This is a genomic window from Clostridium psychrophilum, from assembly GCF_018861705.1.
GTDB lineage: Bacteria > Bacillota > Clostridia > Clostridiales > Clostridiaceae > Clostridium_AD > Clostridium_AD psychrophilum.
Genome location: NZ_JAHLEC010000015.1, coordinates 31,043 through 57,357, shown reverse-complemented (window position 1 = coordinate 57,357; position 26,315 = coordinate 31,043). Strand labels below are relative to the sequence as shown.

Annotated in this window: 24 protein-coding genes; 20 read left to right on the top strand and 4 right to left on the bottom strand. The window is 30.0% G+C overall.

Annotated features, from left to right (window positions below; all coding sequences use genetic code 11):
- Nucleotides 1-74 precede the first annotated feature (74 nt).
- From KPL38_RS05555 to KPL38_RS05540, 5 genes are all read left to right on the top strand, one after another.
- Nucleotides 75-1,169: a tyrosine-type recombinase/integrase gene (locus KPL38_RS05555; protein ID WP_216287988.1), complete on the top strand. Its 1,095-nt coding sequence runs from the start codon at nt 75-77 to the stop codon at nt 1,167-1,169.
- Nucleotides 1,170-1,213: 44 nt separating this feature from the next.
- On the top strand, nt 1,214-1,345 hold the full coding sequence (locus KPL38_RS19965; protein ID WP_281419325.1) for a hypothetical protein: 132 nt from the start codon (nt 1,214-1,216) through the stop codon (nt 1,343-1,345).
- A complete protein-coding gene (locus KPL38_RS05550) occupies nt 1,329-1,763 on the top strand; it encodes a transposase (RefSeq protein WP_216287987.1) in 435 nt (144 codons plus the stop codon). Before KPL38_RS19965 ends, KPL38_RS05550 begins: the two co-directional genes overlap by 17 nt.
- A 60-nt stretch (nt 1,764-1,823) precedes the next feature.
- Nucleotides 1,824-1,970 (top strand): hypothetical protein, encoded by a 147-nt coding sequence (locus tag KPL38_RS05545; protein WP_216287986.1) that lies wholly within the window; start codon nt 1,824-1,826, stop codon nt 1,968-1,970.
- Nucleotides 1,971-2,143: 173 nt separating this feature from the next.
- Nucleotides 2,144-3,049 (top strand): pentapeptide repeat-containing protein, encoded by a 906-nt coding sequence (locus KPL38_RS05540; protein ID WP_216287984.1) that lies wholly within the window; start codon nt 2,144-2,146, stop codon nt 3,047-3,049.
- 362 nt (nt 3,050-3,411) lie between these two features.
- Here the strand turns inward: KPL38_RS05540 and pflA are convergent, their stop codons facing one another.
- Nucleotides 3,412-4,137, bottom strand: coding sequence for a pyruvate formate-lyase-activating protein (gene pflA, locus KPL38_RS05535; protein WP_216287982.1), 726 nt, complete (start codon nt 4,135-4,137; stop codon nt 3,412-3,414).
- A 100-nt stretch (nt 4,138-4,237) separates the two neighbouring features.
- Complete coding sequence (gene pflB / locus KPL38_RS05530) at nt 4,238-6,466, bottom strand: formate C-acetyltransferase (protein ID WP_216287980.1); 2,229 nt, start codon at nt 6,464-6,466, stop codon at nt 4,238-4,240.
- A 604-nt stretch (nt 6,467-7,070) separates the two neighbouring features.
- On the opposite strand from pflB, the gene KPL38_RS05525 reads away from it, so the two are divergent.
- The 11 genes from KPL38_RS05525 (at nt 7,071) to KPL38_RS05475 (ending at nt 19,753) form a co-directional block, all read left to right on the top strand.
- The gene (locus tag KPL38_RS05525; protein ID WP_216287972.1) at nt 7,071-7,892 is read left to right on the top strand and encodes a tRNA (guanine-N1)-methyltransferase; all 822 of its coding nucleotides are present in this window, start codon (nt 7,071-7,073) and stop codon (nt 7,890-7,892) included.
- A 16-nt stretch (nt 7,893-7,908) separates the two neighbouring features.
- A complete protein-coding gene (locus tag KPL38_RS05520) occupies nt 7,909-8,718 on the top strand; it encodes a sugar phosphate isomerase/epimerase family protein (protein WP_216287970.1) in 810 nt (269 codons plus the stop codon).
- A 240-nt stretch (nt 8,719-8,958) separates the two neighbouring features.
- Entirely contained in the window at nt 8,959-10,251 is a 1,293-nt protein-coding gene (gene tig / locus KPL38_RS05515; protein WP_216287964.1) for a trigger factor, read from the top strand.
- A 152-nt stretch (nt 10,252-10,403) separates the two neighbouring features.
- Complete coding sequence (gene clpP, locus KPL38_RS05510; protein WP_216287963.1) at nt 10,404-10,988, top strand: ATP-dependent Clp endopeptidase proteolytic subunit ClpP; 585 nt, start codon at nt 10,404-10,406, stop codon at nt 10,986-10,988.
- Nucleotides 10,989-11,021: 33 nt separating this feature from the next.
- Nucleotides 11,022-12,314: an ATP-dependent Clp protease ATP-binding subunit ClpX gene (clpX, locus tag KPL38_RS05505; RefSeq protein WP_216287962.1), complete on the top strand. Its 1,293-nt coding sequence runs from the start codon at nt 11,022-11,024 to the stop codon at nt 12,312-12,314.
- 285 nt (nt 12,315-12,599) lie between these two features.
- Entirely contained in the window at nt 12,600-14,285 is a 1,686-nt protein-coding gene (lonB, locus tag KPL38_RS05500) for an ATP-dependent protease LonB (protein ID WP_216287961.1), read from the top strand.
- A gap of 469 nt (nt 14,286-14,754) precedes the next feature.
- A complete protein-coding gene (gene lon, locus KPL38_RS05495) occupies nt 14,755-17,097 on the top strand; it encodes an endopeptidase La (RefSeq protein WP_216287959.1) in 2,343 nt (780 codons plus the stop codon).
- Nucleotides 17,078-17,671 carry a ribosome biogenesis GTP-binding protein YihA/YsxC gene (yihA, locus tag KPL38_RS05490; RefSeq protein ID WP_216287957.1) on the top strand — a complete coding sequence of 198 codons (594 nt, stop codon included), beginning with the start codon at nt 17,078-17,080 and terminating at the stop codon, nt 17,669-17,671. The genes lon and yihA overlap by 20 nt, the downstream gene beginning before the upstream one ends.
- A 252-nt stretch (nt 17,672-17,923) precedes the next feature.
- Entirely contained in the window at nt 17,924-18,325 is a 402-nt protein-coding gene (locus KPL38_RS05485; RefSeq protein ID WP_216287956.1) for a hypothetical protein, read from the top strand.
- A gap of 105 nt (nt 18,326-18,430) precedes the next feature.
- Nucleotides 18,431-18,655, top strand: a complete 225-nt coding sequence (locus tag KPL38_RS05480; protein WP_216287954.1) for a hypothetical protein — start codon at nt 18,431-18,433, stop codon at nt 18,653-18,655.
- A gap of 57 nt (nt 18,656-18,712) precedes the next feature.
- Complete coding sequence (locus KPL38_RS05475; RefSeq protein WP_216287952.1) at nt 18,713-19,753, top strand: hypothetical protein; 1,041 nt, start codon at nt 18,713-18,715, stop codon at nt 19,751-19,753.
- A gap of 242 nt (nt 19,754-19,995) precedes the next feature.
- On the opposite strand, the gene KPL38_RS05470 is transcribed toward KPL38_RS05475, so the two are convergent.
- A complete protein-coding gene (locus KPL38_RS05470; RefSeq protein ID WP_216287944.1) occupies nt 19,996-20,937 on the bottom strand; it encodes a VCBS repeat-containing protein in 942 nt (313 codons plus the stop codon).
- A gap of 218 nt (nt 20,938-21,155) precedes the next feature.
- On the bottom strand, nt 21,156-21,566 hold the full coding sequence (gene perR / locus KPL38_RS05465) for a transcriptional regulator PerR (protein ID WP_216287942.1): 411 nt from the start codon (nt 21,564-21,566) through the stop codon (nt 21,156-21,158).
- Between the two features lie 177 nt (nt 21,567-21,743).
- Between perR and KPL38_RS05460 the strand changes: the two genes are divergently transcribed.
- The 4 genes from KPL38_RS05460 (at nt 21,744) to KPL38_RS05445 (ending at nt 26,311) form a co-directional block, all read left to right on the top strand.
- Complete coding sequence (locus KPL38_RS05460; protein ID WP_216287940.1) at nt 21,744-23,120, top strand: PhoH family protein; 1,377 nt, start codon at nt 21,744-21,746, stop codon at nt 23,118-23,120.
- Between the two features lie 163 nt (nt 23,121-23,283).
- Entirely contained in the window at nt 23,284-24,291 is a 1,008-nt protein-coding gene (locus KPL38_RS05455) for a phosphodiester glycosidase family protein (protein WP_216287939.1), read from the top strand.
- Between the two features lie 46 nt (nt 24,292-24,337).
- Nucleotides 24,338-25,366: a hypothetical protein gene (locus tag KPL38_RS05450; RefSeq protein ID WP_216287936.1), complete on the top strand. Its 1,029-nt coding sequence runs from the start codon at nt 24,338-24,340 to the stop codon at nt 25,364-25,366.
- Nucleotides 25,367-25,687: 321 nt separating this feature from the next.
- On the top strand, nt 25,688-26,311 hold the full coding sequence (locus tag KPL38_RS05445) for a site-2 protease family protein (protein ID WP_216288001.1): 624 nt from the start codon (nt 25,688-25,690) through the stop codon (nt 26,309-26,311).
- Nucleotides 26,312-26,315: the final 4 nt, after the last annotated feature.

The following is a 26,315-nucleotide window of genomic DNA, read 5'->3' as shown; positions in this document are numbered from 1 at the left end:
ACGTTATTTTTGCAAAACATAGTAATCCTCCTCTACGTACTGATTTTGATATTATTATATCATAATTACTACGTTTGGAAGTAATTACAAGCTTTTTGTGGGATAATCATATAATTAGTTTTAGTGAGGTAACTAAAGAAATATTCTTAAACTTTGCTTTATATCTTAAAGAAGAAAAGGAGGTTGCTGTAGGAACAGGATATAATTTATGTTATGTAGTTGAAGAAATAATTAAAGTAGGTCAAATAAAAGGTTGGAATGTACCTAAAACTAATTTATTATCCGATGTTAATTCGTGTGATTTATGGAAACCACAAAAGTCACGTAAAGAAAATAAAACTAAACCTATTCCAGAAGAAATATTTGATAAAATACTTTACTATGCAGCTAATAAAGAAACCAATATATTAACTAAAGCAGGAATAATAATTCAAAGTCAAACAGGATTAAGAATAAATGAGGTTTTAGGAATACAAAAGGGTTGTGTTCATACAACAAGAGATGGACATGATTATATGAAAGTTTTAGTCCCTAAAACAGAAAAGGATACTAATCCAACACCACATAAAGTTTTTATAAATGAATTAGTTAAAGGTGTAATTAAAGAACTTGAAGAGTACACAGAAGAACTAAGACAAGAAAGTGGATTAACGGAATTGTTTTTGGTGAGATACTCAGGAATAAAAGTTTTAAGTGTTTCTGCGTTTACAGATAGGAGGATACCTAACTTTATAAAAAAATGGGATATAAGAGATAACAAAAGTAATTTATATCCGTTAAAATCACATCAATTTAGAGCAACATATGTTAGAGAACTTATAAAAAAGAAAGTACCTATAGCACACATTATGAAGCAATATGCTCATGTAACCATTGAAATGACTACGCATTACCTTACTTTAAACAATGAAGAAGTTAAGGAAATATATTCTGATATGATATTAAGCCCTAATTCAAAGATTTCAGGATTAAGAGTCAAAGAGATTAAAGGTAAATTAGACACACAATTCAAAGGTAAGACCGAAGAAGAAATTGATGATATTGTTTCTAATATATCAAAATCAATGAGCTTTAATCCATTGCCTACAGGAGTATGTTTATATGATTTTAGGAGAGGTAACTGTTCAGATGGAGATGGTTGTTTCTTTTATAATTGTGCTAACTTATAACCGAAGTTAAATTCTATCCTATCTTAAAACAAGAATTAGACCTTATGGAAAAGGAAATGGCAAGGTTTAAGGAATTAGATAGAGAAAGAGATTGGCAAAGGCAGTATGTCAAATGGCAATATCTTGAACCATTAGTAGATAGTTTGGAGGTTCAAATGAATGGTAAAGAAGCCTAATAGAAATACTCAAGGTTTAAAAGAGTTTTCAGAAAAGAAAAACCAAGTAACTATTGAAAAGGTTAATAAAGCTATAGATAAGTTAAAACGTTCTAAAACTAAAGCAATCAACTTTAAAGTCGTAGCAGAAGAGGCAGGAGTATCAAAGGCTACACTATATAATAATGACATCCTAAAAGAGCGTATAATGAGTTTAAGAGCTATTGAAAAAAGTAATACAAATGGAGATACAGTTGTGACTTCAAAAGATAAAGTACAGGCTAAATACGATAAAATAAAGAAACTCTATGGAGAAGTCAAAAATTTGAAAGAAGATAAACAAAATCTAATTGTTCAGTTAGTTGATATGGAAGAATTAAAGGATGAAAATAAAAGGTTAAAAGAACAGTTAGACAAGATTAAATCTTTAAATAAATAACGTATTCGTGAATTAATAAAAACGTTGTAACGAAATCGTAAACTGTAAAGGAGTGTTGAAATGCTTGAAAGTTATATGGTAAATCAAATGCTTGAAAAGGGTAGGATTCCATTTGGACAGATTGAAATAAACAATGAAAAATCATTAGCCTTACAAATCAAACTTGGATTTAGTGTATCAAAGGATAGATTGTATTGGATGTTTTAAAAAACTATAAGTATAATTCTTAATTGTTAGATGTTACTACAACATATTCGAATATGACGAACTATCGCGAAAGTTATTAACATGTTATACACATAAAACAGTATAAAAAGAAAGGAAGTGGATTTTAGTGGGGGTTAGGTACTTGCTATACACTCTCTCACTAAAGATAAAATATGATATATCCACATGAAAATAAGTATGATAAAAAACTATCTGAAGACTACACGGATTCAGCATCTATTATTGACACGAGACTTCAAGAAATGAGAGGTGACTGTGGAAAATGTTTTGGATTATGCTGCGTTGCATTATACTTTTCAGCTTCTGAGGGTTTTCCAGTGAACAAAGATGCTGGTAAACCTTGCCCAAACTTACAAACAGACTTCAATTGCTCTGTTCATAAAGAGTTAAGGAAAAAGGGGCTTAAAGGATGCACAGCTTATGATTGTTTTGGTGCAGGTCAAAAGGTAGCTCAAGTTACTTATGGTGGACACGATTGGAGACAAGAAGTTGAAGTGGCAAAACAAATGTTTGAGGTGTTTCTCGTAATGAGGCAACTTCATGAAATGTTATGGTATCTGACAGAGGCAAGCACATTACAAACGGCTCACTCTATCCAAGATAAACTCAGTTGTTTAATTAATGAGACAATGCGACTTACCCGTCTCAGTCCGGATTTACTTATAGGACTGGATGTGGAAGTACACAGAGACAAAGTAAACATTTTGCTTCTTAATACTAGCGAACTTGTTAGATCTAAAATATGTAGGGGACAGAAGAATCCTTCAAAGTATCAGAAAACAAAGGCTAGAGGGGCTGATTTTATGGGTCTAGACCTTAGAAAATCTAATCTTAGAGGTGCAAACTTAAGAGGGACATGCCTTATTGCTGCAAATCTTAGAAATGTAGATTTAAGTGGTGCTGACTTTATTGGGGCTGATTTAAGAGATACTGACCTTAGAGGAGCTAACCTTACAGAAAGTATTTTCCTAACTCAATCCCAAATTAACACAGCTAAGAGAGACTCAAATACAAAGTTACCAAGATTACTAACTCGTCCAACTTATTGGCCAAAATAGTAAGGATCATAGTTTAAAAAAGCATGCCACAATATGATTTAGAATTCATATTGGGACATGATCTTCTTCTTTTATCGGAAACAGCCTGCAGTATGTGTAATATAGTATGAAACTTCTCCAGAAGTGACTTGAAATAAGAAGAGCAGAAACAATTGAAAATACATTTAGAAATTCTTCTTTTGATAATCTAAAATGCGCGTGAGCCTTCCAAGAGGGAAGGCTAGCGAACCCGAGACAGGAAGTCGAGTGTGAACGCCAGGGAATTTTAGATTATCAAAAAATTAGAATTTCTTAATGTATTTTCATGTTTCAATCTCTTATTTCAAGTTACGTAGGATGATTTTCATATGGAAACACTTTTATTATTTGATATTTAGCAAATTGTCTATTAATGTTTGGAGTTTTTTAATTTTATCTTTATCCATTGGTTCGGTGCCTTTTAATTTATATGGGATAGATAGAGCTTCATATTTGCTTACACCCAGAACATGGTAGGGAAGAAGTTCTACTTTATCTACATTAGGTACCTTTTCACTAATAATTTCTGCGATTTTGGTTATATGCTCTACAGAATCTGTAAGCCCAGGTACAACAACATGTCTTATCCAGACCCTTGATGTTGATTTTCTTAATGTTTGTAAAAATATATTAAAGTCAGTTGTATCTCTTCCTGTTAGATTAATATAACCTTGACTAGTTGTATGTTTTATATCTAAAAGTACTAAATCTGTATATTTTAATATTTCATCGTAGTTACCATCACCGAAACCAGCTGTATCGAGAGCTGTGTGAATGCCGTTTTGATTACATAGTTTTAAGCATTCAAGTAGAAACTGTGGTTGAAGTAATGGATCACCACCAGAGAAAGTAACCCCTCCGCCAGATCTATTAAAATATGGTTTAAAGCGAACAATTTTTTTGACAAGTTCAATTGGCGCCATTTCTGTTCCACCATTCAATTGCCAAGTATCAGGATTATGGCAATAAGCACATCTTAATTTACAACCTTGGAAAAAAACTACTACTCTTATTCCAGGACCATCAACTAGTCCCATACTTTCGATAGAATGAATTTTACCTTTTACCATATATAATTCCTCCTTAGCTTTGAATGAAATTCTTTGTTAAATTAATATAAATTGAGAAGTACTTATAAAAATAAGTACTTCTCATATTATTTAATATTGACTAGATTTTTTTATGGAATGTTCTACTAATAACTTCAAGTTGTTGTTCTTTTGATAATCTATTAAAGTGAACAGCATAACCTGAAACTCTTATTGTTAATGTTGGATATTTGTCTGGATTTTCCATAGCATCTATTAAAACTTCTCTGTTTAGTACATTTACATTTAAGTGGTGTGCACTTTGTGCAAAATAACCATCTAAAAGGAATACTAGATTATTAATTCTTGTAGGTTCATCTATTCCAAGTGCAGCAGGTACTATTGAAAAAGTATTTGAAACTCCATCTTGGCAATAATTTCTATAAGGAATCTTCGCAACTGAATTCAATGATGCAAGTGCTCCATTTTCATCAGCACCTTGTGTTGGGTTTGCTCCAGGAGCAAGTGGTATACCTTGTTTTCTGCCATCAGGAGTTGTACCTGTCTTTTTACCATAAACTACATTTGATGTAATAGTAAGTGCCGATAAAGTATGTTCTGCTCCTTTGTATGCAGGATGTTTCTTTAAATCAGTGCTGAATTCCTTGATAAGTTCAACAGCTAAATCATCAACTCTATCATCATCATTACCGTATTTAGGGAAATCTCCTTCGGTTTTAAAATCAACAGTTATGCCTTTTTCATTCCTTACAGGAGTTACTTTCGCAAATTTTATAGCACTTAAAGAATCGGCTGCAATTGAAAGCCCAGCTACGCCAAATGCCATGAAGTATTTAAGATCTGTGTCATGAAGAGCAAGCTGCCCTGCTTCATAAGCATATTTATCATGCATATAATGTATAGTATTCATTGTATCTACATACATATTTGCAACATAGTCTAGAACTTTTGAATACATTTTTCTAACTGTTTTGTAGTCAAGTACTTCATCAGTGATTTTTTCAATTCCAGGTATTACAAGTTTACCTTTTAATTCATCTACTCCACCATTAAGTGATAATAATAATGACTTTGCAAGGTTAGCTCTTGCTCCAAAGAATTGCATTCTCTTACCTATTTCCATAGCGGAAACACAGCAAGCTATACCATAATCATCACCATAGATCGGTCTCATTATATCATCATTTTCATACTGAAGTGCATCAGTTTCAATTGACATCTTAGCACAATATTTTTTAAATGTTTCTGGTAACTTCTCAGACCAAAGTACAGTCATATTTGGTTCTGGTGCTGATCCTAGGTTTGTTAATGTATGAAGAAATCTAAAAGAATTCTTTGTTACCATTGGAGTTCCGTTAAGAGCTACACCACCAATAGATTCTGTTACCCAATTTGGATCTCCACCAAATAACTCATTGTACTCAGGTGTTCTAAGATGTCTTGCCATTCTAAGTTTAATTACGAATTGATCAATAATCTCTTGAGCTTCATCTTCAGTTATTTTACCTGTACTTAAGTCTCGTTCAAAATATATGTCTAAGAAAGTAGTTGTTCGACCTAGTGACATTGCAGCACCATTGTTCTCTTTTATACCGGCAAGATATCCTAGATAAACGGCTTGAACAGCATCACGAGCACTGGTTGATGGTTTTGAAATATCAATGCCGTATTTTGAAGCCATGCTTTTTATTTGATCAAGCGCTCTTATTTGCATACTTAATTCTTCTCTATGTCTTATTAAAGAGTCTGTTGCATGTCCTACAAGTTCTTTTAAATCTTTTTTCTTTTGCTCAGTTAGAAAATCTATTCCATAAAGAGCTATTCTCCTGTAATCACCAATTATACGGCCTCTGCCATATGCATCTGGAAGTCCAGTTAACAATCCTACATTTCTTGCAACTCTTGTGGCATCAGTGTATGCATCAAAAACACCTTCGTTATGCGTTTTTCTATATTTAGGGAAGAATTTTTCTATATCCTTGTTTAATTTGTAACCATATTCTTTAAGAGATTGTTCTACCATTCTAAAGCCACCAAAAGGGTTAACTATTCTTTTGAGTGGAGCATCAGTTTGAAGTCCAACGATTACCTCATTTTCTTTATCAATGTAACCAGGTTTAAAATTATCTATTCCAGAAACTTCATTAGTTTCTACATCTATAATACCTTTTTTTATTTCTTCGAGTATTAGTGAATTAGCTTTATCCCAAACTTTCTTAGTTTTATCAGTTGTTCCTACTAGAAAACTATCATCACCTTCATATAAAGTATAATTTTTTTGAATAAAGTCTTTTACGTTTATCTGATCTTTCCATAAGTCACCTTTGAAACCATTCCATTGTTTAAACATTATTGTTCCTCCTTATAATATATTAATTTATGATGTTTTATACATAATTGTTTTATATATAATTGAGTTAAAAGTAATTAAACAATAGATACTAACTAATAATAAATATCATTTAAACCTATTATACTATAAATTATTATGTTTGTTAATACTTAAAGGCAAAATCAAAAATAAATTCATAAAATAGCAATAATAATTAAGCTTTGATGAAATTGATTTGAACATATTCATATTGTAATATTAAAAGTGATACAGTTCAAGTAGTTTCACATAAGTTAGAAAATTAAGAATATTAAAATAATTTTCAAACCACTGATATGTATAGGAAAAATGACACTTAAAACTTGATAAAAAAAAAGTAACAGTTAAAATAAAAAGTGGAACAACTTAAAAACATACTGATCAATAATAGCAATAGCACTGTATTATTAGAAAATTATTTATAGCTCTTTAAGTTAACAAAGTATTACTATATAAAAGCTAGGGTATGAGCAATAAAATAATATTATTTTTATTTGTAATGCGGTATAATAGATTATGTACTGTTATTAATCAAGCAATTTTGAATGGTAATAATGTATTAACTATAATGGAGGTAAATTACATGAAGAAACCTAGTATGTTTAGCAAACATTATGAAAAGGAAAAAAAGAAGCGAAGAAAGATAATATTAATAGTGATTATTATACCTATTATTGGATTGAGTATATTTTTAACAACTGATTTTAAGGGTTTATTGAACAAAGGTATAAACATGAAGAATAGTATGTCTCTCAATAAATCAAAGGATAAAGAGAAAAATACTGCAGAAACGCAAAATAAATCAGAAGAAGTGACTAAACAAACAAATGCTGATAAGCTTAAAGCTTTACAGGCAAAATCTGATGCAAAAGTTAAAAATGAAACCTTTATTGTATCATTGTCTGATGGACAAAAGATTAGTATTCAATATACCGTGAAGGCTGCAAAAAAAACAATTAAAGGTATATTAAATTCCAAAGACATAGCATATGATATAAGCCCAAGTAAGAAAGCAGTAGTTATAGAGAGCAAAAAAAATCAAGATTTATTATATGTTGATGTTAACAAAGTAAGTAAAGATATTACTAAAAAAGTATATAAATCTAGCAAAAACAAACCTTTTTCAAAGGCAAATAAGCTTGAAATCAGTCCAAGCTATGTATGGTCAATTACACCTAAGTTTATTAACGAAGATAATATCGCATACGTAAGTGAATTACCATGGATGAATGAAAAGGCAATACAATATATATGGAAGGTAAATATAAAAACTAATACCCATATGCAGGTACAATCAATATCCGGCAAAACAATAACTTTTAAAAATATAACTTCTAAGGGACTAGGGACAATGGTAGATGGCAACACAGTATATGTAATGGCCTTAGGTGAAACATTAAAATAGGAAAAGAGGTTTAAACATGGACATAGGGTTATCTTCAGCTTGCTTTTATCCTAATTTGCATACTGAAAACAGCATAAGGAAGATGAAAGAATTAGGATTTAATTATGGCGAAATATTTTTGAACACACCAAGTGAGTGTGAGGAGAAGTTTTTAGAAAATTTTTTAGAACAAAAGGAATTATATGAATTTAACATAAATTCTGTTCATGCATTTTCAAGTTCTTTTGAACCATATCTTTTTGATGAATATGATAGAAGAAGAAATGACATGTTAATACAATTTAAAAAGGTTTGTAAAGTATCCAAAAAATTAGGAGCTAGTTGTTACACTTTTCATGGTATGCGTTATAAAGATTTAAATGAACTTGATACTAAGTTTATAATAGATATATATAATGAACTGTTGTACATAGCAATGGATTCAGGTATTAAATTAGCACAGGAAAATGTATCTTGGTGTATGTCATCAGATGTAAACTTTTTAAGACTTTTGAAAGAAAAGTGTAAGTATCCAATATATTATACTTTAGATTTGAAACAAGCTTATAAAGCTAATGTTTCAATTGAAAAATATATAAAGGTTATGGGTAGCAGGTTAGCTAATCTTCATATTAATGATAGAGATGAAAATCATACTTGCCTTTTACCCGGAAAAGGAAACTTAAATTATGATGATATATCAAGCAAACTTAAAAATGTTAATTATTGCGGAAAAGGGATTATAGAAGTATATAGCAATAATTATATAAATTATGAAGAATTAACAAGGGTTAAGGAATTTGTATCGGAAAAGTTCAATAACAATAGTGACAAATCAACAGTTTAATAGCTTAATCGTCATTTAAACAGGAGGATACTTAATAAAATTTTAAAATGATTGTTTAATGAAACATTATTAAATTTTAGTAACAATAAAATTATCTTGTAAATTAGAAAAAATTTGGTTATAATCTTAATATTAGACTATTTGAGCAAATATGCTTAATAATATTTGTAAATACCTTAAAAGTTATGTTATAATATTTAAGGTAATAAGCATTTGTGGTGATTAGGAGGAGTAAATATAATGAACGTTAAAATGGAAAAATTAGAAAAAAATATTATTAAATTAGAAATAACGGTAGAAGCAGAAAGATTTGGTAAGTCTTTAAAAAAATCTTGTGCTAAAAACTCAAAAACAATGAACATACCAGGATTTAGAAAAGGTAAAGCTCCAATGAATATAATAAAAAAAATGTATGGCGAAGGTGTTTTCTTTGAAGATGCTATAAATTTTTGCTGTGATGATACATACCCTGAAGCTTTAAAAGAAAAGGATATAAACCCATTGGATTATCCTAAAATTGATATTGTTGAAATCGGGGAAGGAAAAGATTTTGTTTATACTGCATCAGTTGTAGTAGCACCCGAAGTTAAATTAGGAGAATACAAAGGATTAGAAGCAAAAAAAACTGAATATAAAGTAACAGATGATGAAATTGAAAATCAGATAAAAGGCATGCAAGAAAAAAATGCTAGAGTTGAAGAAAAGGTTGACGGTGCTATTGAAATGGGCAATATAGCAATTATAGATTTCAAAGGATCTGTTGATGAAGTAGCTTTTGAAGGTGGAGAAGGAAAAGACTTCCAACTAGAAATAGGATCAGGATCTTTTATTGACACTTTTGAAGAACAATTAGTTGGATTAAAAATAGGAGATAAAAAAGAAGTTAAAGTTAATTTCCCAAAAGCATATGGAAGAGAAGATTTAAACGGAAAACTTGCTATTTTTGATGTAACTATTAAAAGTATGAAGAAAAAAGAATTACCAGCTATTGATGATGAATTTGCTAAAGATGTGTCAGAATTTGATACTTTAGAAGAATTAAGAAATGATATTAAAAAATCACTTGAAACAACAAGCGTTGATAGAGAAAAGAAAGAATTTGAAGAAGCTGTAATAGATTCTGCTTGTTCTAATGTTGTAATGGATATTCCTGAAATTATGATAAAGAGAGAAACTGATATAATGTTAAAAGATTTAGAAGCTAAATTAAAACAACAAGGATTAGATCTTGAATCATATTATAAATATACTAACAACACTGAAGAAAAAGTTAGGACATTTATGAAAGAATCAGCTGAAAAGAGAGTTAAGACAGATTTAGTAATAGCAGAAATAGCTAAAACTGAAAAATTTGATGCTACTGATGAAGAAATGCTAAAGAAAGCTAAAGAAGTTGCAGCCCAATATGGCGACAAAGAAATCGATAAAACAGCAGATCTAATTATGAAAGCACAAAAACAATATCTAAAAGTTGATGTTGTTAATGAAAAAGTAATAAAAATGTTAGTAGATAGTGCTAAAGTTATTGCATAAGTTATAGCAAAATTAATTGCCAGATATTTCTCTGGCAATTAATTTTAAATATAGGATAAAAATAATTGTTTAAAAGTAATTATTTGGGATATAATTTAGGAATAGATTAAGATTTAAAGTAATATTATTATTAGAGTAAAGGAGTGATTTATATGAGTTTGGTGCCAATGGTTGTTGAACAAACTAACAGGGGAGAAAGATCTTACGATATTTATTCAAGATTATTAAAAGAAAGAATAATTTTTCTAGGTGAAGAGGTAAATGATGTAACTGCTAGTTTAATAGTTGCTCAGTTATTATATTTAGAGTCTGAAGACCCTGATAAAGATATTTATTTATATATAAATAGTCCAGGTGGATCAATTACATCAGGAATGGCTATTTATGACACAATGCAATATATTAAACCACAAGTTTCAACTATATGCATTGGTATGGCAGCATCCATGGGATCTTTCTTGTTAAATGCTGGTGAAAAGGGAAAGAGATTTGCATTACCTAATAGTGAAATTTTAATACATCAGCCACTAGGCGGATTTCAAGGTCAGGCAACTGATATCGATATCCATGCAAAACGAATTATGAAAACTAAAGATACACTAAATAGAATATACAGTGAGAGAACCGGACAACCAATAGAAAAAATTCAACATGATGTTGAAAGAGATTATTTCATGAGTGCACAAGAAGCTATGGATTATGGCTTAATAGATGAAGTTATAACTAAAAAGAAATAAATCAAACAAAATAAAGTAAGAAGAGGTGAAAATATGACAAAGTTTGATGAAAAAAAACAACTTAAATGTTCATTCTGTGGTAAAACGCAAGAACAAGTCAGAAGATTAATTGCGGGACCAGGAGTATATATCTGTGATGAATGCATAGAATTATGTTCGGAAATAATTGTAGATGAATTTCAGGGAGATGTTGAATTAGATTTAGGGGCATTACCTAAGCCTTCCGAAATAAAAAAATATATGGATGATTATGTAGTTGGACAAAATACAGCTAAAAAATCTCTAGCAGTAGCTGTTTATAATCATTATAAAAGAATAAATTCAAATGTTAATGAAGGTGATGTTGAACTTCAAAAGAGCAATATATTATTACTTGGACCTACAGGTTGTGGTAAAACATTATTGGCTCAAACATTGGCAAAATATTTAAATGTTCCTTTTGCTATTGCAGATGCAACTACTTTAACAGAGGCAGGGTATGTAGGAGAAGATGTAGAAAATATTCTACTTAAACTAATACAAAATGCTGATTATGATGTAGAAAAGGCAGAAAAGGGTATTATTTATATAGATGAAATCGATAAGATTGCAAGGAAATCTGAGAACCCATCTATAACTAGGGATGTATCTGGAGAAGGAGTTCAACAGGCATTACTTAAAATATTAGAAGGTACTACAGCATCAGTACCACCACAAGGTGGAAGAAAGCATCCTCATCAAGAATTTATTCAGATAAATACTGCTAATATATTATTTATTTGTGGAGGAGCGTTTGACGGTCTTGATAAAATCATAGAAAAAAGAACTAGAACTACATCAGTTGGTTTTGGGGCTGAAATACAATCAAAAGAAGAAGTAAACATAGGTGAGTTACTTAAGGCTATAATGCCTGGAGATTTACTCAAATTTGGATTAATTCCAGAGTTTGTAGGTAGACTTCCTATAGTAGTTACACTTGAAGCTTTAGATGAAGAGGCATTAGTTAGTATTCTTAGTGAACCTAAAAATGCACTTATAAAGCAATATAAGAAATTGTTTGAAATGGATAATGTGGAATTAGAGTTTAAAGAAGAAGCCTTAAGAGCTATTGCAAAAGAAGCTATTAAAAGAGAAACCGGAGCTCGTGGTCTTAGATCTATAATAGAAGACACGATGAAAGAAATCATGTTTGATATTCCTTCTAATGAAGAAGTAGCTAAAGTTATAATTAATGCGGATACTATTAAAACTAGAAATCCAGAATTAGTTTTAGCTGAAAACGGCAAAAGAGAAAAAATAAAAGTTACAAAAAAAATTAAGACAAAAAAAGGCACAGAAACAGCATAATAAGTAATGAAAAAAGATGGATTATTATCTATCTTTTTTTTATTATTTAAAAATTGCCGAATTATCAATTCTCTAATAATGTAACAACGTCATGTTTAAAATAAATGTAGATTTATTTATTCATACATTATAAGTCATATGAAATTAAGATTTTTTTGAAGAAAGAAGAATACATTAGATATTATTTGTGCATAATATAAGAAGATGCAATATTTACTAAAATATGCAAATTTAATATGCGGAGGAGGATTAGTTTAATGTATTCAATATTAAACTTGAAATAATATGACAACAAAAATTTTAATGGCAGTGCAACTTTTCTTTACAGTAGTTATTGGTTTATATTTTTTTAATGCATTAAAGACTCAACAAAGTAGTAAGGTAGTTGTTAATAAGGAAAATAAAAAAGAAATGGAAAATTTAAGACGGATGAAAAAGATAAGTCTTACGGAACCACTTACAGAAAAGAGTAGACCAACAAAATTTTCAGAGGTTATAGGTCAAGAAAAAGGAATTAAGGCATTACAAGCAGCAATTTGTGGTCCTAATCCTCAACATGTTATAATTTATGGACCACCTGGAGTAGGAAAGACAGCTGCAGCTAGATTAGTGCTTGAAGACGCTAAAAGAAGAGAAAAATCTCCATTTAATGAAGCTTCTAAGTTTGTAGAAATAGATGGAACCACTGTTAGATTTGATGAGAGGGGAATAGCAGATCCACTTATTGGATCGGTTCATGATCCTATCTATCAAGGAGCTGGTCCACTTGGAGTGGCAGGTGTTCCCCAACCCAAGCCTGGAGCAGTTACTAAAGCCCATGGCGGAATCCTATTTATTGATGAAATTGGGGAACTACATCCTATAGAAATGAATAAGTTACTTAAAGTATTAGAAGATAGAAAAGTATTTTTAGATAGTGCTTATTATAATGGGGATGATCCTAACATGCCTCTTTACATAAAAGAGGTATTTGATGAAGGACTTCCAGCTGATTTTAGGTTAATAGGTGCAACTACACGTAATCCAGAAGAAATAATGCCGGCAATAAGATCAAGATGTATAGAAATATTTTTTAGAGCATTAGTTCCGGAAGAATTGCAAACTATTGCATCAAATTCAATAAGTAAAATGGGTCTTAAAATTTCTGATAAAGCATTAAAGCTTGTAGGTAAATATTCCAGCAATGGACGTGATACTGTTAATTTAATTCAACTTGCTAGTGGAATGGCTATTAATGATGAACGAGATGAGGTAAGCATTGAGGACATTGAATGGGTTATAGAGAATGGACAGTACTCTCCAAGGATGGAATCTAGAATATCAGATAAACCACAAGTAGGATATGTAAATGGCTTGGCAGTTTACGGATCAAATATTGGAGCTGTAATGGAAATTGAAGCTAGTGCAAAAAAAGTAAAACTAAGAAAAGGTGTTCTTAAAATCACGGGAATTATTGAAGAGGAAGAGATAAGTAACGGTGCGAACAAAAAACTTAGGCGTAAGAGTACTGCAAGATCTTCAGTAGAGAATGTTGTTACAGTACTCGAAAAATATTTTAACTTAGATTGTGATGATTATGATATTCATGTAAATTTTCCAGGTGGATCACCTGTGGACGGACCTTCGGCAGGCGTAAGCATAACAACTGCAATATACAGTGCAATAAAAGGTATACCAGTTGATAATATGATTGCAATGACTGGAGAAATATCAATCCATGGCAATGTATTACCAATTGGTGGTGTTAATGCTAAAATTGCAGCTGCAAAGAAAGCAGGAGCTACTAGAGTCATTATTCCTTGTGACAATTGGCAGGATAGTTTTAATAATATTGAGGGTATTAAAATTATACCAGTAAGTAGTATAAGCGAGGTAATTCAAGAAGCATTACTTCAAGAGAGTTCTAAAAATATCACAAGTACATTTGAACCAGAGGTTGATGTGATAGCAGCTGAGTCATTAAAACTTTAACTATATTGATACTAAAGTTTTAAGCTCTTTGATGTACTGTTAATATTTCAAAATAAATATTAAAATTTAGCTAGTAGTTTTATAAAAAAAAGTAATCCCATATTAATTATAGAAGATTGTATTAGGCATATGCAAATAAATAATAGGTTAGTATGTTATTCTATTTTAGGTCATACACAGCTTAGAGAAACAGCTACAGGTATAACAACTAGTAGTCTAGAATATCCTCTTTGCTATGATACAAAATATGAATAGCACCATTGACTGTTTGTTTATTTTCATGTGTCTTATTTATTTTACAGCCTTTGGTATTGAAAAACAGGTATATTATAGGTATAATATAATAGTGTAACTATAAGAATATAACGAATAATTTTTTATAGTTGATTACTTGTACTTAATGCAAAATCAAAAATTGATCTTGAATTTATAAAAGACGATAAATATAAGATAGAAAAGAGGGAGAAATATGGACAAAAATGTAAAAGTTCTTCCGCTAATTCCACTAAGAGGTATGAATATATTTCCATTTATGGTGTTGCACTTTGATGTTGGTAGGAAAAAATCTATACTTGCATTAGAAGATGCAATGCAAAACAAACAAGAAATTTTTCTGGCTTCACAAAAAGTATCAAAAATTGAACAACCAGAAGAAAAGGATATATATAATATTGGTACTATTTGTAATGTAAAACAAATATTAAAGTTGCCAGGAGATACAATTAGGGTACTAGTTGAAGGAATAAAAAGAGGTAAGATATCTGAGTACAAAGATAAGGAATCTTTTGTAAAGGTTGAAGTGGAAATAATTGAAGATGAAGATTGCTTAGATGATAAAAAATGTAAGGCATATATTAAAATTATAGATAAATGTTTTGAGGAATATATAAACTTGTCAGTTAACAATTTTCCAGATGCTTTATTCACTTTAGAAGAAACAGAAGATCCAGGAAAATATTGTGATATTGTAAGTTCTTATTTAACACTAAAGCCAGAGCTAAAACAGGAATTGCTTGAAATATTAGATGTCACTAAAAGATTAGAAAAATTATTAATTATATTAAAAAATGAGGTTGAAGTATTAAAAATAGAGAAAAAGATAGAAACAAAAGTTAAAGTTCGAATTGATAAAATTCAAAAGGAATATTATTTAAGAGAACAAATGAAGGCTATACAAGAAGAATTAGGTGAAGATGATGAAAATAAGAAAGAAATATCAGAATATGAGACTAAGATAAAAAAGGCCAAATTACCTAAAGAGGCAAAAGAAAAAGCAGATTATGAATTAAATAAATTAAAAACTTCGGGAAATTATTCTGCTGAGAGTGGAGTAACAAGATCATATTTAGATTGGATATTAGCTTTACCTTTTAATAAATCGACTAAAGATAATATTGATATTAAAAAGGCTAGAAAGATTTTTGATACGGAGCATTATGGACTTGATGAAGTGAAACAAAGAATAATAGAATATTTAGCAGTTAAAAAAATAAGTAAAACTTTGAAGGGACCTATTCTTTGTTTGGTTGGACCACCAGGAGTTGGAAAAACATCTATAGCTAAATCTGTAGCAAATGCATTAAATAGAAATTTTGTTAGAATGTCACTCGGTGGAGTGAAGGATGAAGCTGAAATTAGAGGACATAGAAAAACTTATGTGGGAGCAATCCCTGGTAGAATTATATATGCTATGAAACAAGCAGGTTCTAAAAATCCTTTATTTTTGCTAGATGAGATTGATAAAATGAGTAGTGATTCTCAAGGCGATCCTGCAGATGCACTTTTAGAGGTTTTGGATAGTGAACAAAATGCAAGTTTTAGGGATCACTACCTAGAATTAGATTTTGATTTGTCAAAGGTATTGTTTATAACTACTGCAAATAAATTAGATACTATTCCAAGAGCATTGCTTGATAGGATGGAAGTAATTGAAGTATCTGGGTATACATCAGAAGAAAAATTCCACATTGCAAAAAATCATCTTATTCCAAAGATGTTAAAGGAACATAATATGGAAGGTGACAAAATCACTTTTTCTGATACTTCAATTAGCTGTATTATTGAAAATTATACTAGAGAATCAGGTGTTAGAAGTCTTGAAAGACAAATCGCTTCTGTTATTAGAAAGGTAATAACAGAAATGGTAGAAAAAAACAAGGAAAAAATTAATGTTACTACAACAAGTGTTAAGAAGCATTTAGGGGCAGTTTTGTATACTTATGATAAGGCAGATACAGAAGATGCTATAGGTGTTGTAACTGGGCTTGCATGGACTGAAGTTGGTGGTGTAACCTTGCCCGTAGAGGTATGTGCTATGGATGGGACAGGTAAACTTCAACTTACAGGGCAATTAGGTGATGTTATGAAAGAATCTGCTAAGGCTGGATATAGCTATGTTAGGGCCAATGCAGATAGATATAATATAGATAAGGAATTTTATAAGAATAAAGACATTCATATTCATGTGCCAGAGGGAGCCGTGCCTAAAGATGGTCCATCAGCAGGTGTAACTATGATAACTGCAATGGTTTCTGCTTTAACTAATAGAAGGGTAAAACACAATGTGGCGATGACAGGAGAAATCACGCTAACAGGAAGGGTACTACCTATTGGTGGGCTTAAGGAAAAAACGTTGGCTGCATATAGAGCTGGCATTGACACAATAATAATACCTAAAGAAAATGAAAAAGATATACAAAAGATACCAAAGAGCATTAGAGCTAAACTAAAATTCATAATTGCAAGTAAAGTAGAAGATGTACTTGAAAATGCATTAATTGGAGAGATAAATAATGGAGATAAAACAATCTGAATTCATAATTTCGGCAGTAAAACCTTCTCAGTATCCCACAGATAATAGGGTAGAGTATGCTTTTGTTGGTAGGTCCAATGTGGGCAAGTCATCCTTAATAAATTCTTTAACTAATAGGCGTAAATTGGTTAAGGTTAGTGGTACCCCTGGCAAAACTAGACTTATTAACTTTTTCTTAATAAATGATAGTTTTTATTTTGTTGATTTGCCAGGTTATGGATATGCTAAAGTATCTAAAAGTGAACAATCTAAATGGGGATTAATGATGGAGGACTATTTAGTTCGTAGGCCTCAGCTTCAAAAAGTAGCATTACTCGTGGATTGTAGACGTAAGCCAACTGAAGATGATGTTTTAATGTATGGATGGATTAAGCATTTTGGATATGAGGTTGTAATAGTTGCAACCAAGAAAGATAAGTTAAACAGAGCAGAACTTGTAAAAAATAATAAGCTGATAAGGGAAACTCTTGAATTAGATGCAGAAGAAGAAATTGTTAATATTTCATCACTTAAAAAAACTGGTATAGTAGAATTGTTAACAAGCATATTTAAAGATTCTCACATTGATGAATAAAATAACAAGCTATATTAAGAGATAGATTTATACTATGGAGTGCTTACTAATTAATATTTAGGGCACAAAGTAATGTGGTCTATTTTTTTTTATGTTTTTTGACAATGCACAAAGAGAAAAAATTATATTTTGTTGTAGTTTTATTTAAAATCTTGTGTCAATTTATTTCTAACAGAATAGTATATATTAGAAAACAAAAGAAAAAGATTTTAAAGGTTTAAAGGTAAAAACAATTATAAGGAGGGAATTTAAATGGATATGAACAGCTTATTAAGTGGATTGGCCGACTCTCAGAAAAATGGATCTAAAAGCTGTAGTTGTAATAATAATGGAAATAACGGCAATTGTGGTGGCGGCGGAAATTCAATAATTTGGATAATAGTTTTATTATTCTTATTCTGTGGTCAAGGACAACAAGATAGTGGCACTGTCTGCGGATGCGATCCTAAACACTGCAAGGAACTTTGCAGATGTGGAGGAAGTAGTAATGGAAATGGCATATTTGGCTTAGGTGGATTAGGTGGCGGATGTGGCGGCGGAAGTGGCATTTGGATAATAATTTTAATACTTTTATTTGTAAGTAGCGGTAATGGAAGACAAAACAAAGGTTGCACAAATAATATTATAAATTTAGATAGCTGTGACGAAGAATAACTATGATAAATAATTTATAGCAAACAATTAGATAAATTAATTTGTTCTTAACTAGAGCTGAAATATATAACACATTAAAATTTGGCCCAGAAAGGGGAGTTTTAAATGTCTAAAAAAAGATGTTGTCGAAACACAGTTGTAGCACCAGTAGTAAGCCCAGTAGGAAGTCTATGCACGAATCCGATTTGTGCGATAATATTATTAATTATACTTCAAAGAACATGTCTACTTGAAAACAAGAATGCGTTTTTACTAATATTGTTATTCCTAGGTTTTTGTTTCTGTAAAGGCGGATATGGTGGAAATGCAGTTAAAAGCTGTGGTTGTTAATTAAAAAAAATCAGGGGGAGCTTTATGCTCTCCCATTTTATAAATGAGGTGATAAATATGTCAAAACATCATAGACGTGATAGAAATAATATGAGTAATGAAAACAATGGCAACAACAACAACAACAACAACAACAACAACGGTAATAATGGTAACAACGATAATAACAATACGAATAATAACAACGGTAATAATGGTAATGCAAACAATCGTAGCAATAACAATAACAATAATGAGAATGGTAATAATGGTTCAGATAACAACCCACTAGCACAAATGTTTAATGGAAATTCTGCAAATCCTTTAATGGGATTATTATCAAGTTTTCTTGGAGCCAATAGTAGTGGTGGCGGTAATGGTGGAAATATGATTGAAGGATTACTTTCAAGTTTAGGAGGCCAAGACAATAATATCTTGGGAAATTTAATGGGCAGTTTGGGTGGTCAAAATAATAACATGTTAGGAAGTTTAATTGGTGGTTTAGGGGGACAAGATAATAATATGTTAGCAAACCTTATGAGTAGTTTAGGTAATCAAAGTAATAACATGACAGATAATCAGAACAATGCTGCAAATTCAAGCAGTTCTGATTCAAATAATGCCAATACGGGTAAGGCAAAATCGACGCCTAATGTTGCAAAAAATGTTGTAAAAAATAATAATAGTATGAAACAAAACAATGAAATATTAAATTCAAAACAAGATGAGCAAGATAACAGGTTATCAGATATATTTTCAGGCATTGGTAGTATAGATTTAAGTCAAATTTCAAATATGTTATCTGGAATCGATTTGAACAATTTAGATTTAAATAATTCAAATATTAGTGATATTATGAATTCTATGTCTAGTAATAATTCTTTTGAAAACACTAAATCTTTTGAAAATAATGTTTCTTTTGAAGATGTTGATTCTATTCAAAATAATGATGTTGATTTCAAACATACAGTGTCTAAAGAAAGTACACATAATATTTTAGAAGATTTAGAGGATGAGGATAAGGGACAGCTAATATATATATTAGCTCATCTAGTAGATGATAAAAAACTTGAAACACTAAATAAAATTGTAGAAGGAAATGCTAATTCAAATCATTAGTATTTTTAAAATCATATTTATTAGCAAACTATTTTTTTATGAATTTATTTTGAATTGTATTTTTTAATGAATAAAACTTATTAAAAAGGTTAATATTATAAATGTAATGAGAGAAAAATCTCCATTTGCATAAAATAATTTATTTTATGCGTACCCCCCATCCCCGTTGGGACCGAATATTCGGTCCCTTTTGTAATTTAAGAAGGAATATTAACAGTATATAAGTTATTATTTTTATTAGATTAATCTAAATTTATAGAGGTGATTTTAAAGGTGGAGGTTTTATCATTATTAGGTATAGGTTTTAGAATTAATTCAATAACATAGTTTTTTGATCCTTTTAAGTCAGTTGCATTAGTTCCTTTAAAGTTTAATGTCCACAAAATTGATTTAGTATTGCCATTCTTATCCCAAGCAGTATCTTTAAAAACGGCATCTTGAAAGTTTAAATGTATTTTTTGGCTGCATAAATCACTTAGTAGTGAAATGTCATTACCATCTAAATCGGATGCAAAAATGTCCTTTGATATATTTAATTCCGATACTGGAAAGGATGACATTAAATTAATAAATCCTAGTACTGTATTTTTGCCCATGTAATTATCTGAGTAGTTATAATCAAATGATTGCATTTTGTTTTCAATAAAAATATAACTTCTAAAATTTATTTTACCATCATTAAGAGTCCCCGAAATAACTTTAGGCGTTTTATTATTTTTACTATCTACAAAACCTAATAGATTATTTGTATTATAAAATATATCATTGAATTTTTTACCATTCCAAAGAAATGCATGTTGCACCGCTTTATTATTTTCAGAAGCTTGGGTAAATATTTCAGGAATATTGTTTCTAGATATATCCATTAGTGATATCCTCATTGGCCACTCAGTATAATTATTTCCTACAGTATCAATTTTCTTTGATGGTTCTAGATAATAGCTATTATTTCCTGAATTAATTTGAATGTAGTATTTAGCCATTTCTGTCTTTATGTAGAGAATATCTTTATTTCCATCACCTGTTAGATCAGATTGCATCATTTTGTTTTCATTAACAACGTTAAATGTAGTTATTGAATCTTTTCTGAAAAATAAGAAGAACGTAGTTATTATTGTAAATGCAATAATTGCTAAAGCATAGTAAATAAGTTTTTTCTTGAAAAATATTACTTGTAACTTCATATATTCCACCCCCACTTAATTATATGTAACATTTATATATTTAATTAATAATAATTAAATATATATTAAAGTTGGGAGATGAATTTACGAAAAAATTAAATGAGCCTTAAAAAACTTCAATAGTGTAGTGATAATGGAATCGTTAATATGAAATATAAATTGAAAAAAGGAGCATGAATTTATTTCAATACTCCTTTAAACCTAAATACTTTATTTTTTTATTTTTTGCAATTTTCACAAACACCATAGAAATATATTTTAGTAGATAAAACTTGGTAGTTTGTATATTGTTTTACATCCTCAAGTACATTTGAAAAAGATATACCTTCTATGTCATCAACTCTGCCACAATTTACGCATTGAATGTGAGAATGTGAAGACGTGTTACAATCATATCTAAAATTACCTTCACCTACGTTAAGCTCTATTATTAATCCAACTTCTATAAGCGTTTTTAATGCTTTATAAACAGTAGCTAAACTCATAGTAGGATATGTTGGTTGCAGAGCTTTATAAATCACTTCAGCTGAGGGATGTTCTTTTGTAGACTGTAGATATTTATAGACTGCAATACGTTGCGGTGTGAGCTTTAATTTTTTCTCTTTAAAAACTGTTGTAATGTTATCCATATACACCATCCTATAATATTATTAAGTATAATATAAGATTTATTATATAATAAAAACTATTACTTGTCAAAATAATTCTTGAAAATAAATTTATGAAATTTTTAAATTATATTTGATATTTAATTCATTTATAGAATAAGTAACATATATTAGTATTAGAGAGAGGGGTGCTGATATTTGAAAAAGACCTACGTACTAGATACCAATGTTATTTTATATTCACCTAGTGCCATATTATCATTTGGAGAGAATGATGTAATAATACCAGAGATAGTATTGGAGGAATTGGATAGTTTTAAGAAAGATAAAAGTGATTTAGGAGCTAATGCTAGATCTTCAGCTAGACTTATTGATAAACTTCGCAAGCAAGGAAAACTAAATGAGGGTATTGATTTAGATAGTGGTGGAAGACTACGAGTTGAAATGAATCACCATGATGCTGTAATACCTGCTTCTTGGAATAAAGAAAAGGCTGACAATAGGATATTACAAGTATGCAAAGGTCTTAAAGAACAGGGTGAGAATGTATGGTTAATTACAAAAGATATATTTTTACGTATAAAGGCTGATGCCGTAGATATTAATGTGGAAGATTATTATGAAAAATTTGTACCTGAATATGATGATCAATATACTGGAAGGGCAGAGGTATTTGTATCTCCAGAAAAACTTCAAGAATTTTATAGCAATAAAATTATATCATTTGATGATTTACTTAAATATGATGAAGAATTTGAGAAATATAATATACCATCTTTATACACAAATCAATTTTTAATTATTCATTCAATGCAGAATCCTAAACAAACTGCATTGGGTAGGTATGATGGTAAAAACATAGTACCACTTTATAATAAAGATAGTAAGCCTTTAGGCATCTCATCAAGAAATGTGGGACAGAAATTTATGATGGAAGCTTTAACTATTGATGCTGCAAAAGCACCACTTGTAATTATTAAAGGCCCTGCAGGAACAGCGAAGACTTTGTTTTCGCTAGCAGTAGGTTTACAAAAGATATTACAAGAAAATAATGAGCATTACAGAAGAATTCTAATTTGTAGACCAAATGTTACTATGGATGAAGAAATAGGTTTTTTGCCAGGAACGGAGCAAGAAAAAATATCACCTTTCATGAGACCGATATTTGATAATCTAGAGATACTTGTGGAATCAGATGAGAAAGAGCGTTACAAAAATGAAAAACAGTTATTAGACAAAATAAAAGATTTATTTGAAAGAAGGATTATAACTACCGAGGCTGTTGCTTATCTTAGAGGAAGGTCGATAGTTAAAAATTGGGTTATTATAGATGAAGCACAAAACTTGTCACCAAAACAAGTTAAAGCAATAATAACTAGAGTTGGTGAGGGAACTAAATTAATACTAATAGGTGACCCAGAGCAAATAGATCATCCTTTTCTTGATTCAAGATCAAATGGATTGTGTTACGCTTCTGAAAAGATGAAAGGTAGTGAATTGTGTTATCAAGTAACCTTAAAATATGATGAATGTGAAAGATCTCCATTAGCATACGAAGGTTCCAAAAAATTGTAAAAATTCATTTTTACGGGAAAGAGTATAAAAATTTATACTCTTTTTTTGTATGAAATTGTAGTATTGTAGTCGTGTTTACAAAAACTACATTTAAATTTTGTGTTCAAATATGCAGTTTTACTGTACAATATGGTAGTACATAATAAAGAAAAGGATGGGAAACATGAGAAAAATAAAGAAATGTGAAAAGACCAAAAGAAGATCGAGCACACTTGTTTTATTATTTGTTATTTTTGAATTAGTTTTCACAACCATTACAGGTCCATTTGTGGTTTATTATGGGCCGTTTAAGAATGTAAGGACTACAGTGGTAGGTGCGGCAATGACTACACTTAAAACCCAATGGATAGCTACATTATTTTTATCAAAGACGAAAATCAAACAGATTATGAGCGATCAGAAGGTTGAATCTTTAGTTCAAGATAATTTAAACGGTGTAAAGGTAAAAAATAAAAATGATAATAACATAGAAAGATATGATGTATCTGGAAATAAATTTAAGGGGTACATATTAGTAATTAATGACCCAACTAGAATAAAAGTAGGTTATAGTAGTAAGATTGGAGTAGAAGGTCAACTAACAAGTGACATTGCAAAAGATAATAATGCCATTGCAGCAATTAATGGTGGTGGATTTACTGATGAGGCGACTGGATCAAAATGGACAGGAACAGGAGCTAACCCAGCGGGTGTTATAATGACTAATGGAAAAATTGTTTATAATAATATAAAAAATGAAAATGAAAAAAGGCAAGTTGTAGCATTTACTAAAGCAGGTGAGTTATTAGTCGGACCTCATAGCATTAAAGAAATGAAAAGTAGCGGAGTGAATGAGGCAGTATCGTTTGGGCCAGCACTGATAGTTAATGGAAAGAAGACTATAACTAAGGGCGATGGTGGCTGGGGAATAGCACCTAGAACAGCTATAGCACAGAGAAAAGATGGAGCTATTATAATGCTCGTTATTGATGGAAGACATGTAAATAGCTTAGGAGCTACATTAAAAGAAGTACAAGACGTGTTATATGATTATGGAGCTTATAATGCAACTAACTTAGATGGAGGTTCTTCTTCTACACTATTTTATGATGATGAAGTAATAAACAATCCTTGTGACAGCTTGGGGGAGAGATCGGTACCATCAATAATATATGTTGAGAGCAGAAAATAGAGTGAAGTTTGATTTTAGGATATTTTAAATTAAAGGAGAAAATATTATGAAATGGTTAAAAAGAATAATTGTATGGATAATAGTATCTTTATCACTACAATGTATAGGGCTTTTTTATTTAAATAATTATTATCTGTCTACAGATTCAAAAGTGGTTACAAAAAAAGTTGTTGAAGACAATAGTGATAAATTAAAAAATATAGATATTAAAATACCTGAAAATTCAGAGAATGTTTTAGCATCCTATGATGCTAAGTATTTATCTTATAATCAAGCCAATAAATTAAAAATTGTTAATTGTAGGGATGGAAAAGTTAAAAGTGTAGAGGCAGAAGATGGATCAGAAATAACTTTTTCAGAATGGCTCCCAGATAGAAATAGAATGCTTTTAGTAGAGAAGAAGAGTGATGATGAGGCTAGTAATTTAGTATTATACTCTTATGATGTATTAAAAGAAGAAAAATTAAAGGTGAAAGATTTAGCTTGGGGTGGTACAAAACCTGTAGTTGAAGATATTCAATTATCAACTTTAACTGGGATTACTTATATAAATGTATCTAATAATGGTAATAAGAGCAAGATATATAGAATAGATAGAATGGGTGATATTACAAAAATTAATACAATACCTAATATTGTAAGTAATATAGCATTAGTTCATCATGAGGATAAGTTGGTTTATGAAGGATTAATATATAATAAAATATATGTCACTGGCAGTCAGGAATCAATAAATATTGATGGTGTAGATAAACTTACGTTAATTGGTACTGATGATGATGATAATGTGTATGTTGGAGAATTAAAAGATAATTTGGTAAGCAAAATTTACTATGGTAAAACAACAGAGAATACTCAGCAATGGAAAGTGTTTAATTTGAAAAATCCAGTTGCAAAGGATGATTTATTTGTTTCATGTACTGGTAAAGTATATCAAAATGATGCACTTAAAGGTGTATTAACAGAAATTAGTTCTGGAACACAAACTAGTTATTCAGGAAAGTTATCTCAATTGTATACTAAGGGATTAGTTGCTATATCAAACAGCAAAGCAAAGTTTGTTCCTTTTAAATAAGTAGGTGCATATAATAAGTAAAAACTATGCCTTTGGCATAGTTTTTACTTATTATATATTACAGAACTTAAAAAAGTAAGTTTAGTAGTTAATCTGTTTAAAAAAAGAAAAAGTTTATCTAAAATAATATAATAATGTGGTTTAAGAATATTAAATTTCAAATAACAATAAACTTTGTTATAATAGGTATGTTAGATATTTGAAATAATGAAGATTTTATCATGCGTTAATAAGGTGAATAATAATTAATAGTTGTTATTATTCTAAGCAATATGAGGAGGAACAAATTTGGATACACAACAAATATTATATAAAGTTTTAATGATACCAGCAATCTTGTTAGCATTTACTTTTCATGAGTATGCTCATGCGATCATTGCAGATAGGTTAGGAGATAAGACTCCAAGATTTCAAGGAAGAATTACATTAAATCCTATAGCACATATAGACCTAATGGGATTTATTTTAATCCTAATTACAGGATTTGGTTGGGCAAAACCTGTTCAGACAAATCCTAGTGCTTATAAAAATTACTATAAGGATGATTTGTTGGTTTCTTTTGCAGGACCATTTGCAAATTTGATACTGGGTTTTGTATTTGCTGTATTAACAGTTTTATTCTATAAATTTTCGCCAGTTCAAGGCCCGGGCGAAATATATAACATTATTATGTTAATAATACAATTTACAGGATCTATAAATTGCATGTTGTTTTTTCTTAATTTAGTTCCAATACCAGGATTTGATGGGTTTCATATAGTTAGAGATCTATTTCCAAAGTTTTTTAATGAATTATCAGATTCTATTTACAAATATCAATTTTTAATATTTATTGTGTTGATGTTACCTATATTACCAGGGCAACAATCAGTTTTTACTTATATTGTGCAAGCACCATCAGCATGGTTATTTAATATCTTCATAAAGATTGCAGAAATATTTTAGTTTA

Bases quoted from the DNA above. Each gene is read 5' to 3' on its own strand.
- KPL38_RS19965 (WP_281419325.1), top strand. From the start codon at position 1,214: ATGGAAAAGGAAATGGCAAGGTTTAAGGAATTAGATAGAGAAAGAGAT.
- KPL38_RS05550 (WP_216287987.1), top strand. From the start codon at position 1,329: ATGGTAAAGAAGCCTAATAGAAATACTCAAGGTTTAAAAGAGTTTTCA.
- KPL38_RS05545 (WP_216287986.1), top strand. From the start codon at position 1,824: ATGCTTGAAAGTTATATGGTAAATCAAATGCTTGAAAAGGGTAGGATT.
- KPL38_RS05540 (WP_216287984.1), top strand. From the start codon at position 2,144: ATGATATATCCACATGAAAATAAGTATGATAAAAAACTATCTGAAGAC.
- pflA (WP_216287982.1), bottom strand. From the start codon at position 4,137: ATGGTAAAAGGTAAAATTCATTCTATCGAAAGTATGGGACTAGTTGAT.
- pflB (WP_216287980.1), bottom strand. From the start codon at position 6,466: ATGTTTAAACAATGGAATGGTTTCAAAGGTGACTTATGGAAAGATCAG.
- KPL38_RS05525 (WP_216287972.1), top strand. From the start codon at position 7,071: ATGAAGAAACCTAGTATGTTTAGCAAACATTATGAAAAGGAAAAAAAG.
- KPL38_RS05520 (WP_216287970.1), top strand. From the start codon at position 7,909: ATGGACATAGGGTTATCTTCAGCTTGCTTTTATCCTAATTTGCATACT.
- tig (WP_216287964.1), top strand. From the start codon at position 8,959: ATGAACGTTAAAATGGAAAAATTAGAAAAAAATATTATTAAATTAGAA.
- clpP (WP_216287963.1), top strand. From the start codon at position 10,404: ATGAGTTTGGTGCCAATGGTTGTTGAACAAACTAACAGGGGAGAAAGA.
- clpX (WP_216287962.1), top strand. From the start codon at position 11,022: ATGACAAAGTTTGATGAAAAAAAACAACTTAAATGTTCATTCTGTGGT.
- lonB (WP_216287961.1), top strand. From the start codon at position 12,600: ATGACAACAAAAATTTTAATGGCAGTGCAACTTTTCTTTACAGTAGTT.
- lon (WP_216287959.1), top strand. From the start codon at position 14,755: ATGGACAAAAATGTAAAAGTTCTTCCGCTAATTCCACTAAGAGGTATG.
- yihA (WP_216287957.1), top strand. From the start codon at position 17,078: ATGGAGATAAAACAATCTGAATTCATAATTTCGGCAGTAAAACCTTCT.
- KPL38_RS05485 (WP_216287956.1), top strand. From the start codon at position 17,924: ATGGATATGAACAGCTTATTAAGTGGATTGGCCGACTCTCAGAAAAAT.
- KPL38_RS05480 (WP_216287954.1), top strand. From the start codon at position 18,431: ATGTCTAAAAAAAGATGTTGTCGAAACACAGTTGTAGCACCAGTAGTA.
- KPL38_RS05475 (WP_216287952.1), top strand. From the start codon at position 18,713: ATGTCAAAACATCATAGACGTGATAGAAATAATATGAGTAATGAAAAC.
- KPL38_RS05470 (WP_216287944.1), bottom strand. From the start codon at position 20,937: ATGAAGTTACAAGTAATATTTTTCAAGAAAAAACTTATTTACTATGCT.
- perR (WP_216287942.1), bottom strand. From the start codon at position 21,566: ATGGATAACATTACAACAGTTTTTAAAGAGAAAAAATTAAAGCTCACA.
- KPL38_RS05455 (WP_216287939.1), top strand. From the start codon at position 23,284: ATGAGAAAAATAAAGAAATGTGAAAAGACCAAAAGAAGATCGAGCACA.
- KPL38_RS05450 (WP_216287936.1), top strand. From the start codon at position 24,338: ATGAAATGGTTAAAAAGAATAATTGTATGGATAATAGTATCTTTATCA.
- KPL38_RS05445 (WP_216288001.1), top strand. From the start codon at position 25,688: ATGATACCAGCAATCTTGTTAGCATTTACTTTTCATGAGTATGCTCAT.